The sequence below is a fragment of the Streptomyces sp. NPDC006743 genome (genome assembly GCF_040703815.1).
In the GTDB taxonomy this organism is placed as follows: domain Bacteria; phylum Actinomycetota; class Actinomycetes; order Streptomycetales; family Streptomycetaceae; genus Streptomyces.
Map to the genome: position 1 here is coordinate 13,525 of NZ_JBEYJA010000022.1, position 14,054 is coordinate 27,578.

The following is a 14,054-nucleotide window of genomic DNA, read 5'->3' on the forward strand; positions in this document are numbered from 1 at the left end:
GGCCCCCGCCCCCGGAACATGACGGATGCCGCACCGCGGTCCCCCGCCCGCCCGGTGCGCGCACCGGGGCACCTGCCCGATCCGCACGGCGGGACCTCAGCCGCACTCTCAGCAGACATGACGACGACCGACGTGACGTTGCCGCCCCTGCTGCGCGTGCTGCGCGACCGGCGGGCGGGGCTGTGCCTGGCCGCCGTGGTGGTCTCCGGCTTCGGGACCTCCGCGCTGTGGCTGGCGTCCGGCGTGTGGGCCAAGGACCTCACCGGCTCCACCGGCCCGGCCGCGCTGTGCCTGGCCGCGATGTGGGCGCCCACCCTGGCCGGACCGCCCCTGGGCGCACTCGCCGACCGCGCCCGCCGCAAGCCCCTGCTGATCACCACGAACCTGCTGCTCGCGGCCCTCCTCCTGCCCCTCCTCGCCCTGGCTTCCCCCGGCCGGCTCTGGCTCCTGTACACGGTGCTGTTCCTCTACGGCACCCTGGGCGTGGTGGCCGACGCCGCCCAGTCCGCCCTGGTCGCCGAGGCCGTCGACCCGGCGCTGCTCGGCGACTTCAACGGGCTGCGGACGACCGCGACGGAGGGCATGAAACTGCTGGCCCCGCCGGCCGGGGCGGGCCTGTACGCCGCGTACGGCGGCGCCTGTGTGGCGCTGCTCGACGCGGTCACGTTCGTGCTGGCGGCGGCCCTGTACGCCCTGCTGCGCGTCCGCGAACAGCCGCCGCGGCGACCGGCCGGCTCCTGGCGGGCGCACACCGCCGAGGGCGTGCGCCGCCTGTGGTCCGATCCGCGCCTGCGCCCGCTGGTGCTGGCCGGCGCGGCCACGATGCTGTGCGCGGGCGTGAACGGCGCGCTGGTCTACACGGTCGTGGACTCCCTCGGGCACGCACCCGCGTACGCGGGAGTGCTGTACGCGGTCCAGGGCGCCGGTTCGGTGGTGACCGGGCTCGCCTCGGGCGCCGGGCTGCGCCGTCTGGGCGGGCGTCGGTTCGCGGCGTACGGGATCGCCCTGACGGCCGTCGCGGTGGCCCTGCGGGCCGTTCCGTCCGACCCTGTGGTGCTGGGCTGCTGCGCGGCGATCGGGGCGGGGCTGCCCTGCGTGCTGATCGCGGTGTTCACGGCCGTGCAGCACGGGACACCGGGTGCGCTGACCGGCCGGGTGACGGCGACGGCGCACACCCTCGTGCTGGTGCCGAACGTCGTGGGCCTGGCGGTGGGCGCGTGGCTGGCCGGGAGCGTCGGCCACCGGCTTCTGCTGGGCGTGCTGGGCGCGGCCCTGCTGACCGTGTCGGCCGCCCTGGCGGCCCCGGCCCACGGGCCGCAGCACCCCCCGACGGCGGCCACCGCCGACCCCGGCCCCGGCCCCGGCACCGGCAGCACCTGACCCGGCCCCCGCCCCCGCCCGGCCCGGATTCCCCTCCCGTTCCCCCGCCTCACACCCGCGCGAGCGCGGCCCGCGTCGCCGCCAGGTCGGCGTCCGAGGCCAGCCCGGCGTGGTAGAGCCGCAGTTCGCTCGCGCCGAGGTCCCGGGCGCGGGCGGCGTCGGCGGCGAGGCCGCCCGGGTCGCCGCCCATGCCGGAGACGATCGTGAGGTTGGCGGCCAGGACGGCGTCCGCGCGCTCCTGCCCGGCGAAGGGCGCGAGCAGACCCGCACCGCCCGTGCAGGGCACCACGACCCCGTCCGCGACGGACAGGACGTGCGCGGGGTCGACGCCGGCGTTGGCGCCGCAGTGGTAGGAGACCGGGTCGGCGTGCAGCAGCACCCGGAAGCCCTCGGGCGCCGCCGCGCGGACCGCCGCGACGGCCTCCTCCTGGAGGGTGCGGGCCCTCTCGTCGCGCCACGCGCGCGTGCCCGCCGCCTCGCGCGCGCCGAGCAGCTTCTCGACCGCGGGCCAGCCGTCCCCGGAGGGCGCCCCCCGCCACACCGGCTCCAGCGCGGTGCGCACGGCGTCCGCCAGGGCGTCCGGGTCCAGGCCCTGGCCGCCGTAGCCGGCGCGGCAGACCGGGCAGAAGCACAGGGACATCAGGTACTGGCCGGCGTCGCCCGGGCCGATCCCGGCGGTCTTGTCGTGGGCGTGCAGGTGGGCGAGCCCGTACCAGCCGAGGGACTCCAGTTCGGTGCCGTGCGCGCCGGGCCGTACGGCGGCCTCGGCTGCCAGGTCGACGAGGTACGCGCGGGTGGCGGGCTGGGCGATGCAGGGCGCCCACGGGTAGCGGTCGCCGTAGGCGTTGACGACGGAGGTCCCGGGGTGTTCGGCGCCGAGCCGCGAGTTGTGCGCGAGGACGACCCAGGTGTGCACCTCCAGTCCGGCCGCGGCCAGTGCCCGCGCCGCCTCGCCGTACGCGTCCCCCGGCGCCCAGTCACCGGCGGGCCGGGGCCGCAGCGCCCGCCCCTGCCAGCGGTCGCCGGGCGGGTAGAGGACGGCCGCGTACTCGGCGGTGACGACGCGGTGGCGGGGGTGACGGGGGGTCAGCGCCCGCGTGGAGTGGTAGGCGGCTGCCAGGGTCACCCCTTCCACGCCGAGCCCGGCGATGCGCTCCGCCGCCGCCGGATCGCCGTTGACGTCCCAGGGGTAGACGAACGCCGACGCCCTCACACGTCACCCCCGAGCAGCGCGTACCCGCGTTCGATGAGCCGGGCGAGCCGCTTGACGTGGTCCTCGGACGGTTCGTGCAGCGGCGGCCGCACCTCGCCCACGTCCAGTCCCCGCAGCCGTACGCCCGCCTTGACCAGGGAGACGGCGTACCCCCTGCCCTGGGCGCGCAGTTCGACGAAGGGACGGTAGAAGCCGTCCAGGAGCCGGTGGGCGGTGGTGTCGTCGCCGTCGCGCAGCGCCCGGTGGAAGGCGAGGGCGATCTCGGGGACGAAGCAGAAGACGGCGGAGGAGTAGAGGGTGATGCCCAGGCCCCGGTAGGCGAGCTGGGTCTGTTCGGCGGTGGGCAGGCCGTTGAAGTACAGGAAGTCGCCGGGGACCTCGGTGCGCACCGCGCTGACGACGCGCTGCATGAGGTCCAGGTCGCCGAGGCCGTCCTTGAGGCCGATGACGCCGTCGGTGCGGGCCAGGGCGACGGCGGTGTCCGGGGTGAACACCGCGTTGTCGCGCTGGTAGACGATGACGGGCAGCGCGGTCGCGGCGGCCACTTCGCGGTAGTGCCGCAGCAGTCCTTCCTGCGCGGCGGCGACGAGGTAGGGCGGCATGGCGAGCAGCCCGTCCGCCCCGGCGGCCTCGGCGAGGCGGGCGTAGCGCACGGCGAGCGCGGTGCCGTACCCGGCGCCCGCCACGACCGGGACACGACCCTCGGCCGCCTCGACGGCGGCGCGGACGCAGGTCTCGAACTCCTCGGGTGTCAGCGCGTGGAACTCGCCGGTGCCGCAGCACGCGAAGACGGCGGCGGCACCGGCCTCGACCCCTTGGCGCACGTGGGCGCGGTAGGCGTCCAGGTCGAGGGCGCCGTCGCGGCCGTAGGCGGTGACGGGGAAGAACAGCGGCCCGCTGGGGATGCTGAGGCGTTCGGCGAGGGCTGACGGCACGGGCTCTCCCTAGGGGGCAGACACTCACGCTTCTGATCGATGTCCATATTCATGAACACGCCCACGCTAAGCGGCCCTCACCTGGCCGGTCAAGCGGGCAAACCGGCAAGCGGCAGCGGATTTCCCCCGCACGCGGCACACTTGACGGCGCGCGCCCGCGATCCCTAGCGTGTCCATGCATGTGAATCGCGTCCACGCATACGGCTTTTCCGTACGCCCGACCTCGTACTCCCGTACGCGTGGTTCCCGCCGCCCGTACGCCCGGTTCACGTCCCCGCACACGGCTGGTTGACGCAAGGAGACCGTAGATGCCCGCTCCCCGCACCGTTCTGCTCACCGGCGCCGCCGGCGGGCTCGGCACCCTGATGCGGGACCTGCTGCCCGAGTACGGCTACACGCTCCGCCTCCTCGACATCCGGCCGGTCGAGGGCGAGCCGGACGCCGTCACCGCCGACCTCGGCGACAAGGAGGCCCTGCGCGCCGCGGTCCGGGGCGTCGACGCGATCGTCCACCTCGCCGGGATCTCCCTGGAAGCTCCGTTCGAGAAGATCCTCAAGGCCAACATCGAGGGCACGTACAACCTGTACGAGGCGGCCCGCGAGGAGGGCGTCGGACGCATCGTCTTCGCCTCCTCCAACCACGCGATCGGCCACACCCCCCGCCCGCGCGGCGACGACCCGCTGATCCCGGTCGACACCCCGCGCCGCCCCGACACCTTCTACGGCCTGTCGAAGTCGTTCGGCGAGGACCTCGCCCAGCTCTACTGGGACAAACACGGCCTGGAGACCGTCTCCGTGCGCATCGGCTCCTGCTTCCCCGAGCCGACCAGCGTGCGCATGCTCTCGGTGTGGATGAGCCCCGCCGACGGCGCCCGCCTCTTCCACGCCGCCCTCACCGCCGAGAACGTCGGCCACACCGTCGTCCACGGCTCCTCCGCCAACACCCGCCTGTGGTGGGACCTGTCCACCGCGCGGGCGCTCGGTTACGAACCGCGGGACGACTCCGAGCCGTACGCCGCGAAGCTCATCGCCGAGCAGGGCGAACTCGACCCGGACGACAAGGCGCACGCCTACCTGGGCGGCCACTTCGTGACCGACCCGCCGATCTGGCCCTACTGACGGCCCCGCCCGTCCGGGCTCCCCCGACGGCCCGGCCGGCCCGGCTCCGCTCACGGCCTCCCGCCCCCCTGACGGCCCGCCGGCCGGTGCCCCTGACGCCCGTGCCGATCCGGCCACGCCGGCCGCCCCGCCGGCCGGCCGAGGGCCGCTCCGCACGGCCGGGAACCGCCCCCGCCACCTCCCGTCCGAAGGCGGGCGGGCACCGAACGGGCCCGCCCGCCTCCCTGTACGGGCATCCGCCGTGCCCGATCCCACCTCCCTGCGGGCAGCCCCGCAGGTCCGAGACGGACACGCACCCCCGCGAACGGGCACACCCGGGCAGCATCGAGCCCGCAACAGACCTGGTCGGCGCCGCGCACCCGCTGTACAACTGTGCCCCGAGGGCCCCACAGGGCCCGAACGGGCAACGCCAGGAGGGCAGGTGCAGACCATGGGCGCGCGGACCGCGGAGGAACGGCAACGGGAGATCGTGCGGACCGCGCGGGCCACCGGCCAGGTCGACGTCACCGCGCTGGCCGGCGAACTCGGCGTGGCCAAGGAGACCATCCGCAGGGACCTGCGCGCCCTGGAGGACCACGGTCTCGTCCGCCGCACCCACGGCGGCGCCTACCCGGTGGAGAGCGCCGGGTTCGAGACGACCCTCGCCTTCCGGGCCACCAGCCACGTCCCCGAGAAACGCCGGATCGCCGCGGCGGCGGCCGATCTGCTCGGGGACGCCGAGACGGTCTTCGTGGACGAGGGGTTCACCCCGCAGCTCATCGCCGAGGCCCTGCCGAGGGACCGGCCGCTGACCGTGGTCACCGCCTCCCTGCCGGTCGCGGGCGCCCTGGCCGGGGCCGCGAACGTGTCGGTGCTGCTGCTCGGCGGCCGGGTCCGCGCGGGCACGCTGGCCACCGTCGACCACTGGACGACGAAGATGCTCGCGGGTTTCGTCCTCGACCTCGCCTACATCGGCGCCAACGGCATCTCCCGCGAACACGGTCTGACCACCCCCGACCCGGCCGTCAGCGAGGTCAAGGCACAGGCGATGCGGGCGGCCCGGCGCACCGTCTTCGCCGGGACGCACACCAAGTTCGGCGCGGTCAGCTTCTGCCGGTTCGCCGAGGTCGGCGCGGTGGAGGCGATCGTGACCAGCACCCTGCTCCCGGCGGCCGAGGCCCACCGCTACGCCCTGCTCGGCCCGCAGGTCGTCCGGGTCTGAGACCCGGCCCGCCCGGCCACCCGGCCCGCGCCCGTCCGGGCACCCGGCCCCGGCTCCCCGACCGCGGAACACCCCCGGCCGTCGGCCCCGCACACCCTGCCGCACCCCTTGTCCCCCCATCCATCCCACTCCCCTACGTCCAGGAGCGATCCATGCGAACCCAGAGCCGACGGCGGCCACCGCGAGCGACACTCGCCCTGGCCGCCGCAGGGACGCTGCTCGCCCCGCTGCTCTCCGGCTGCTGGGTCGGGGCGGGCGGAGCCGGTTCCGGCGGCGACTCCATCAACGTGCTGATGGTCAACAACCCGCAGATGACGGAGTTGCAGAAGCTCACCGCCGCGCACTTCACCAAGGAGACCGGCATCAAGGTGAACTTCACCGTGCTGCCGGAGAACGACGTCCGCGACAAGATCAGCCAGGACTTCGCCAACCAGGCCGGCCAGTACGACGTGGCCACCCTCTCCAACTACGAGATCCCGATCTACGCCCGCAACGGCTGGCTGCACGCGATGGACTCCTACGTCGCCCGCGACCCGGGCTTCGACCAGCAGGACGTCCTCGCGCCGATGCGCCAGTCCCTCACCGCCGACGACGGCAAGCTCTACGGCGAGCCCTTCTACGGCGAGTCGTCCTTCCTCATGTACCGCAAGGACGTGTTCACGGCCAAGGGCCTGACCATGCCCGCCCACCCCACCTGGCAGCAGATCGCCGGTCTCGCCGCGAAGGCCGACGGCGCCCGCCCCGGGATGAAGGGCATCTGCCTGCGCGGCCTGCCCGGCTGGGGCGAGCTGATGGCACCGCTGACCACGGTCGTGAACACCTTCGGCGGCACCTGGTTCGACAAGGACTGGAAGGCGCACCTGGACTCGCCCGAGTTCACGAAGGCGACGAAGTTCTACGTCGACCTGGTCCGGCAGCACGGCGAGTCGGGCGCCGCCCAGTCCGGGTTCGCCGAGTGCCTGAACAACATGACCCAGGGCAAGGTCGCCATGTGGTACGACGCCACCAGCGCGGCCGGGTCTCTGGAGGCCAAGGGCTCGCCCGTCAAGGGCAAGGTCGGCTACGCCCCCGCGCCGGTGGAGAAGACCCGGTCGTCCGGCTGGCTCTACACCTGGGCCTGGGGCATCCAGAACGCCTCCCGCAACCCCGACAAGGCCTGGAAGTTCGTCTCCTGGGCGTCCGGCAAGGAGTACGAGCAGCTGGTCGGCAGGACCTACGGCTGGTCGAACGTCCCGGCCGGCAAGCGCGCCTCGACGTACGAGAACCCCGCCTACCGCCAAGAGGCCGCCGCCTTCCAGGAGATGACGAAGAACGCCATCGAGAGTGCCCGCCCCCACGATCCGGGCGTCCAGCCGCGGCCCGCGCCCGGCATCCAGTTCGTCGACATCCCCGAGTTCACCGACCTCGGCACCAAGGTCTCCCAGGAGATCAGCGCGGCCGTCGCCGGACGCCAGTCCGTCGAGTCGGCCCTGAAGAAGTCCCAGCAGCTCGCCGAGAAGATCGCCAAGGAGTACGAGGGACGATGACCGCCACGACCACGGCCCCCGTGGCCGCCACCGAGCCGCTCGCGCCCCGGCGGCCCTCCCCCCGGCTGCGCGCCTGGGCGACCCGCGCCCCGCTGCTGCCCGCCCTCGTCTTCATGATCGCCGTGACCCAGCTCCCGTTCGTGGCCACGCTGGTGATCTCCTTCTTCGACTGGAACGCGCTCTACCCCAAGGCCCGCCGCTTCACCGGCCTGGACAACTACCAGCAGGTGCTCACCGACGCGGACCTGCGCCACTCGGTGTGGACGACGGTCCTGCTGACCGTGGCGGTGGTGCTGGCCAGCCTGGTCCTGGGCCTGGCCCTCGCCCTCCTCCTGGACCGCCGCTTCCCCGGCCGGGGAGCCGTGCGCACCCTGCTGATCGCCCCGTTCCTCGTCGTGCCGGTCGCCGCCGCCCTGCTGTGGAAACACGTGCTCTACAACCCCGAGTACGGCCTGCTCAACGGCCTGCTGCACTACGTCGGCGGACCTCAGCCGGACTGGATCTCGAACACCCCGCTGCTCGCGGTCGAGGCCTCACTGGTGTGGCAGTGGACGCCGTTCATGATGCTGATCCTGCTGGCCGGCCTGCAGAGCCGCGACCAGCAGCAGATCGAGGCCGCCCGGGTGGACGGCGCCGGCGACTGGCAGATCTTCGTCCACCTCACGCTGCCGCACCTGCGCCGCTACCTCGAACTGGGGGCGCTGCTCGGCTCGATCTACATCGTGCAGAACTTCGACGCGGTGTTCACCCTCACCTCCGGTGGCCTGGGCACCGCCAACCTGCCCTACACCGTCTACCAGAGCTTCTACCAGGCCCACGAGAACGGACTGGCCTCGGCCGCCGGTGTCCTGGTCGTCATCGGCTCGATCGTCATCGCGACCTTCGCCCTGCGCGTGGTCTCGTCCCTGTTCCGCGAGGAGGCGTCCCGCGCATGAACGTCCTCAAGCGCAACGGTCTCGGCCTGGTCGCCTGGCTGGCCGGCATCGTCTTCTTCCTGCCCATCGCCTGGATGGCGCTGACCTCCTTCCACTCGGAGGCGGACGCGGCGACCAACCCGCCCTCCTTCGCCGCCTCCCTCACCCTGGACGGCTACCGCGACTTCTTCGGCAGCGGCGGCGGCCCCAGCCCCTGGCCCGCGCTGGTCAACTCGGCGGTCGCCTCGGTGGTCTCGACACTGTTCGTCCTGGTCCTGGCCCTTCCGGCGGCGTACGCGCTGTCGATCCGGCCGGTGCGGAAGTGGACGGACGTGCTGTTCTTCTTCCTGTCCACCAAGATGCTGCCGGCGGTCGCCGGACTGCTGCCGATCTACCTGTTCGCCAAGAACGCCGGGATGCTCGACAACATCTGGCTGCTCGTCATCCTCTACACCTCCATGAACCTGCCGATCGCGGTGTGGATGATGCAGTCCTTCCTCGCCGAGGTGCCGGTCGCGGTGATCGAGGCGGCCCGCGTCGACGGCGCCCGCCTGCCCACGATCCTGGCCCGGGTGGTCGCCCCCATCGCCGTCCCCGGGATCGCGGCGACGGCGCTGATCTGCTTCATCTTCAGCTGGAACGAACTGCTCTTCGCGCGGGTGCTCACCGGCGTGGTCGCCGAGACCGCCCCCGTCTTCCTGACCGGCTTCATCACCAGCCAGGGCCTGTTCCTGGCCAAGGTGTGCGCCGCGTCGCTCGTCATCTCCCTGCCGGTGCTCGCCGCGGGGTTCGCCGCCCAGGACAAACTGGTCCAGGGCCTGTCGTTGGGAGCCGTGAAATGAAGGCCGCCGTCATCGAGTCCGTGGGCCGTGCCGTCGTCACCGAGGTCCCCGACCCGACGCCCGGGCCGCGCGAGGTCGTCGTGGAGGTCGCCGCCTGCGGCCTGTGCGGGACCGACCTGCACATCCTGCAGGGCGAGTTCGCGCCCAAGCTGCCGATCGTGCCGGGCCACGAGTTCGCCGGCCGCGTCGTCGCCGTCGGCACCCAGGTCACCGAGGTCGCGGCGGGCGACCGGGTGGCGGTGGACCCGTCCCTGTACTGCTACGAGTGCCGCCAGTGCCGCACCGGCCACAACAACCTGTGCGAACGCTGGGCCGCGATCGGCGTGACGACGGCGGGCGGCGCCGCGCAGTACGCGCTGGCCCCGGTCGCCAACTGCGTCAAGCTCCCCGAACACGTCCGCACCGAGGACGCGGCGCTGATCGAGCCGCTGTCCTGCGCGGTGCGCGGCTACGACGTCCTGCGGTCCCGGCTCGGCGCCCACGTCCTGGTCTACGGCTCCGGGACGATGGGCCTGATGATGCTGGAGCTGGCCAAGCGGACCGGCGCGGCGAGCGTCGACGTGGTCGACGTGAACCCCGCCCGGCTGGAGACGGCCCGCGGTCTGGGGGTCTCGGCATCGGCCGCGAACGCGGACGAACTGGACCGGCCCGAGGGCTGGGACCTGGTCATCGACGCCACCGGCAACGCGGCGGCCATCCAGGACGGCCTGGGCCGGGTCGCCAAGGCGGGCACGTTCCTCCAGTTCGGCGTGGCCGACTACGCCACGCGGGTGGAGATCGACCCGTACCGCATCTACAACCAGGAGATCACCATCACGGGGTCCATGGCCGTGCTGCACAGCTACGAGCGTGCGGCCGAACTGTTCGCCAACGGCGTCCTGGACCCGGACGTCTTCATCAGCGACCGCCTCCCGCTGGAGAGCTATCCGCAGGCGCTGGAGCAGTTCGCGGCGGGGGTGGGCCGCAAGATCGTGGTGGTGCCGTGAATCAGCCCGTCCGGCGTTCGAGGACGAGGCCGTCCAGGCCGAAACGGGGGTCTGGGGGCGGCAGCCCCCGGTGACGGGAAGGGAAGGCGCGGCGGGGGCGGAACTCTGTGGGCCGCTGCGGCGCCGCCGCAGGTCCGTTCCTTGGGGGCCGCTGCGGCCCGCGCCCTCCGGCCCGTCCCCCGGACGGCCCCTTCCCGCCGAGTAAGGGAACGGCAAAGTCCCCTCGCTCGTTCACCCGGCATGACAGCTATGACCCCCGGCTCGAACATTCCCCTCTCCGCCGCCCGTGTCACGGTCGACGTGACCGCGCCCGTGCGGCTGGACGTTTCGGGCCTGCTGCTCACCGGCGACGGCAAGGTGCGCTCGGACGACGACTTCATCTTCTACAACCAGCCCTCCGGCCCGGGCGTGACCTACCGCTCGGGCGGCGGCACCGCCCCGGACGCGATCACCGTCGACACGGCCGCGGTGCCGCCGGGCATCGAGAAGATCGTGGTCACCGCCAGCCCGGACGCCGCCGGGCAGACCTTCCAGGGCATCGAGCCCACGGCCACCATCCGCGACGCGGACGACGGCTCCCCGCTGGCCACGTTCACCCCGCCCCGGCTCGGCGCCGAGACGGCGCTGGTGATCGTGGAGATCTACCTGCGCGGCGGGCAGTGGAAGGCGCGGGCCGTCGGCCAGGGGTACGCCGACGGGCTCGCCGGCATCGCGACCGACTTCGGCGTGAGCGTGGAGGAACCGCCGGCCGCACCGGCCGCCCCGCAGCAGCCGGTGGCCCCGCCGCACCCGGGCACCCCGCCCCAGCCGATGGCCCCGCCGCCCGCCCCTCACACCCAGGTCACCGGGCCGGCCGTGCCGCCCCCGCCGCCGGCCCCGCCCGCCGCCGGCACCGGGAAGGTCAACCTCGACAAGGGCCGGGTCAGCCTCCAGAAGAACCAGACGGTGTCCCTCGTCAAGGGCGGCCGGCCCCTGCTGTCCCAGGTGAAGATGGGCCTCGGCTGGGAGCCCGCCTTCCGCGGCGCGGACATCGACCTGGACGCCTCGGTCATCGCCTACGGCCCGCAGCGCAACCACGTCGACAGCTGCTACTTCGGCAAGCTGTCCATCCTGAACGGCGCGGTGAAGCACTCCGGCGACAACCTCACGGGTGAGGGCGCGGGTGACGACGAGGTCATCGTGGTCGACCTCGGGCGCCTCCCGCAGGAGGTCACCGGCCTCGTCTTCACGGTCAACTCCTTCTCCGGCCAGAAGTTCACGGAGGTCGCCAAGGCGTACTGCCGGCTCCTGGACGCCGGGACGGGCGAGGAGCTGGTCCGCTTCGACCTCACCGGCGCCGAGGCGCAGACCGGCGTGATGATGGCCAAGCTGATCCGGCAGTACTCCGGCGAGTGGGAGATGACGGCCATCGGCGACTTCGTCAAGGCGCGCACCGTACGGAACATGGTGAAACCGGCCGCCCAGGCACTGTAGGCACCACGGCGGCGGCGCGGGGCCCGGCACACCTCCTGGCCCCGGGCCGCCCCGCCCTCTCCCGCCGCCCGACGCCCGGCGCTTCCCCGGGCCCGAGGCCCGCGGCCCCGGGCACGGGTGCGCTCAGGCCCGCAGGCCCTCCAGCAGCAGGGACAGATAGCGCCGGATGTGCGCCCCCTGTCCCGCCTGCTGTCCGTCGGCCAGTTCGGACGCCGTCGCCACGCCGTGCGCCAGCCGCAGCAGTTCGAGCGGTTCCAGGTCCGCCCGCAGGGTCCCCTCCCGCTGCGCGGCCTCCACCAGCCGGGCCGCGGCGCCCTTGAGCGACGTACCGCACACCGTGACCGCCGCCGCGCTGCCGTCCGTGACGGCCGACCCGAGCAGCGCCTTCAGACCGCGCGCCTGGATCGTCCAGACGCACAGCTCCTCCAGCCAGGCCGTCAGCGCCTCGCCCGGCGGCAGGTCCTGCGCCAGCTCGCCCGCGCGGGCGGCGATCGCCTCGATCCGGTCGACGTAGGCCGCCTCCAGCAGCGCCTGCCGGTTCGGGAAGTGCCGGTACAGCGTGCCGGAGCCGACGCCGGCGCGCTTGGCGATGTCGTCGAGGGACGCGTTCTCCCCGTGCTCGGCGAAGGCCCGCGCCGCCACCTCGAGCAGCCGCTCGTAGTTGCGCCGGGCGTCCGCGCGCATCGGCCTGACCTGCGTCATCCAGACCCTCCTCGCGAACCGGGGACCATCTCCGTAATTTACCGGAGCGCTGGACGCACGGCCGGGCCCGGCCCCGGACGACGGGCTCGTCCGGCGCCGGGGGCCGGCGGTCCCGTCCTCAGCCGGTCCACGGCCAGTCGGCGTCCCGCCCGGCTTCGAGCAGCCCCACCATCCGGAAGGCCGCGTCCGACAGGCCGCCGAAGGTGTGCCGTCCGTCCCGGCCGGACGGCCCGTGCCCCGCGCGGTACCCGGCGAGGTTCCAGGTGTAGACCGGCACGTGCGGCGGGATCTGCTCGGTCGGGTCGCCGTGCCGGCTGGAGGCGTACTGCTCGTCGGTGACGATCAGCACCCGGTCGTGCCCCCGGTAATGGCGCCGTACCGCCTCGGTGGTGTCGGTGCCGCCGAGGTCGCCGAAGCGGTCCAGGATCTTCAGCACCGACTCGCCCCGCCGGAAGGGCACCGGGTCGCTCGACGACCCGAACTGGACGAGGTCCGCGTGCGCCGCGCGCAGCGCCAGCGCCGTGCCGAAGACGGCCGCCGCGTCCGCCCGGTTCAGTTCGGAGCGCTCCGACATCCGCGACCAGAACATCGACCCCGAGCGGTCCACGAGCACCAGCGTGCGGCCCGGCAGCGCGGGCACGTTGGCCAGCGAGTGGCCGAGCGCCTGCTCCAGCGGGTACGCCCAGCGCAGCGACGGCGCGTGCTGGTGGGCGGCCAGGTACCGGAAGGGGAACTGCCGTGAGCGGGCCACCTGCTCCGGGTCGCTGATCTTCGCCGCGACCCGTGCGGCGACCTCGTCCGGGACACCGGCCTGGTCGAAGTTGCGCAGGTTGCGCACGAGCGCCATCACGCCCATGGAGGGGATCACGGCCTCCCAGGCCGCCCGGTCCATCGGGCCCTGCAGCCAGCCTGCCAGCGCCTCCCAGGTCAGGCCCGCCGCGGCCAGCCGCTCGGCGCCGCCGGCGGAGGTGACCACCGCGCGCCGCTCGGCCACCGGCAGCGCCATCAGCTCCCGGTGCGCGGTGAGCACCGGGTCGGACGCCGGCGGCACCGCCGTCTCGGGGTGGTGCCTGCGGTCCAGCGCGTACCGGAACAGTTCGCCCTGCCCCGGCCTGTCCGGGTCGGGCACCGCGTGCACGAGGTTGAGGATGTCGCCGAAGCGGTAGCCCTTGGAGGCGGTGTCGTACTTCAGCAGCGACCGGGCGTGGTACAGCCGGCGTACGGCGTCGGCGATCCCGCGCTTGACCGGCTTGGGCACGGCCCGCCCGTACGTCGCCGTCCAGTACGCCAGCAGTTCACCGGGCTCGTCCGGCCGCCGCAGCACCGAGTCCACGACCCGCCGGTTGGCGGGGCCGTCGGTCGCGCCCGCCGCCAGCCGGGCGTGCACGTACTCGGCGGCGCCCACGACCGCCGCGGTGCGCAGGCTGCCCTCGCCGCGCAGCCAGCCGAGCAGACCGGCCGTCCAGGCCGGGTCGGTGACGGCGAGGTCGCGCACGAGCCGCACGAACCGGTCGTCGCGGCCGGCGCCGTCCTCGTAGAAGGTCTGCTGCGACACCATGTGGGAGACCGCGAGCAGGAAGAGTTCCGAGCGCGTGTCCCGCTCCCGGCCCCGGCCGCCCTCGTGGGTGCGCAGCACGCGGCCCGTGGACGTGACCCGGGAAACGGGCCGCGGCCGGGCGGCCTTGGTGTTGAATCGCGCCATGGTGAATTCCCCCGAATTCGTCGCCGGCGGCGTGTGCCGGTCTTCGAAAGGGAGGCGCAGCA

12 protein-coding genes are annotated in these 14,054 nt (G+C 73.8%); 8 read left to right on the top strand and 4 right to left on the bottom strand.

What is annotated here, in order from left to right; translation table 11 throughout:
* The first annotated feature begins 117 nt into the window (after positions 1–117).
* Positions 118–1,380 carry an MFS transporter gene (locus ABZ719_RS19470; protein WP_366726419.1) on the top strand — a complete coding sequence of 421 codons (1,263 nt, stop codon included), beginning with the start codon at positions 118–120 and terminating at the stop codon, positions 1,378–1,380.
* Between the two features lie 49 nt (positions 1,381–1,429).
* On the opposite strand, the gene ABZ719_RS19475 is transcribed toward ABZ719_RS19470, so the two are convergent.
* Both ABZ719_RS19475 and ABZ719_RS19480 read right to left on the bottom strand, forming a co-directional pair.
* A complete protein-coding gene (locus ABZ719_RS19475; protein ID WP_366726420.1) occupies positions 1,430–2,593 on the bottom strand; it encodes a hypothetical protein in 1,164 nt (387 codons plus the stop codon).
* The gene (locus ABZ719_RS19480) at positions 2,590–3,528 is read right to left on the bottom strand and encodes a 5-dehydro-4-deoxyglucarate dehydratase (protein ID WP_366726421.1); all 939 of its coding nucleotides are present in this window, start codon (positions 3,526–3,528) and stop codon (positions 2,590–2,592) included. Before ABZ719_RS19480 ends, ABZ719_RS19475 begins: the two co-directional genes overlap by 4 nt.
* 308 nt (positions 3,529–3,836) lie before the next feature.
* Between ABZ719_RS19480 and ABZ719_RS19485 the strand changes: the two genes are divergently transcribed.
* From ABZ719_RS19485 to ABZ719_RS19515, 7 genes are all read left to right on the top strand, one after another.
* Positions 3,837–4,646, top strand: a complete 810-nt coding sequence (locus ABZ719_RS19485; RefSeq protein ID WP_366726422.1) for an NAD(P)-dependent oxidoreductase — start codon at positions 3,837–3,839, stop codon at positions 4,644–4,646.
* Positions 4,647–5,076: 430 nt separating this feature from the next.
* Positions 5,077–5,847 (top strand): DeoR/GlpR family DNA-binding transcription regulator, encoded by a 771-nt coding sequence (locus ABZ719_RS19490; protein WP_366726495.1) that lies wholly within the window; start codon positions 5,077–5,079, stop codon positions 5,845–5,847.
* Positions 5,848–5,999: 152 nt separating this feature from the next.
* Positions 6,000–7,373 (top strand): sugar ABC transporter substrate-binding protein, encoded by a 1,374-nt coding sequence (locus ABZ719_RS19495; RefSeq protein ID WP_366726423.1) that lies wholly within the window; start codon positions 6,000–6,002, stop codon positions 7,371–7,373.
* A complete protein-coding gene (locus ABZ719_RS19500; RefSeq protein WP_037860823.1) occupies positions 7,370–8,308 on the top strand; it encodes a carbohydrate ABC transporter permease in 939 nt (312 codons plus the stop codon). Before ABZ719_RS19495 ends, ABZ719_RS19500 begins: the two co-directional genes overlap by 4 nt.
* Positions 8,305–9,129, top strand: coding sequence for a carbohydrate ABC transporter permease (locus tag ABZ719_RS19505; RefSeq protein WP_366726424.1), 825 nt, complete (start codon positions 8,305–8,307; stop codon positions 9,127–9,129). The genes ABZ719_RS19500 and ABZ719_RS19505 overlap by 4 nt, the downstream gene beginning before the upstream one ends.
* Positions 9,126–10,115: a zinc-dependent alcohol dehydrogenase family protein gene (locus ABZ719_RS19510; RefSeq protein ID WP_366726425.1), complete on the top strand. Its 990-nt coding sequence runs from the start codon at positions 9,126–9,128 to the stop codon at positions 10,113–10,115. The genes ABZ719_RS19505 and ABZ719_RS19510 overlap by 4 nt, the downstream gene beginning before the upstream one ends.
* A 249-nt stretch (positions 10,116–10,364) precedes the next feature.
* Positions 10,365–11,588: a TerD family protein gene (locus ABZ719_RS19515; RefSeq protein WP_366726496.1), complete on the top strand. Its 1,224-nt coding sequence runs from the start codon at positions 10,365–10,367 to the stop codon at positions 11,586–11,588.
* Positions 11,589–11,711: 123 nt separating this feature from the next.
* On the opposite strand, the gene ABZ719_RS19520 is transcribed toward ABZ719_RS19515, so the two are convergent.
* Positions 11,712–12,290: a helix-turn-helix domain-containing protein gene (locus ABZ719_RS19520; RefSeq protein ID WP_366726426.1), complete on the bottom strand. Its 579-nt coding sequence runs from the start codon at positions 12,288–12,290 to the stop codon at positions 11,712–11,714.
* 118 nt (positions 12,291–12,408) lie between these two features.
* Positions 12,409–13,992 (bottom strand): TROVE domain-containing protein, encoded by a 1,584-nt coding sequence (locus tag ABZ719_RS19525; protein ID WP_366726427.1) that lies wholly within the window; start codon positions 13,990–13,992, stop codon positions 12,409–12,411.
* Between the last annotated feature and the right edge of the window lie 62 nt (positions 13,993–14,054).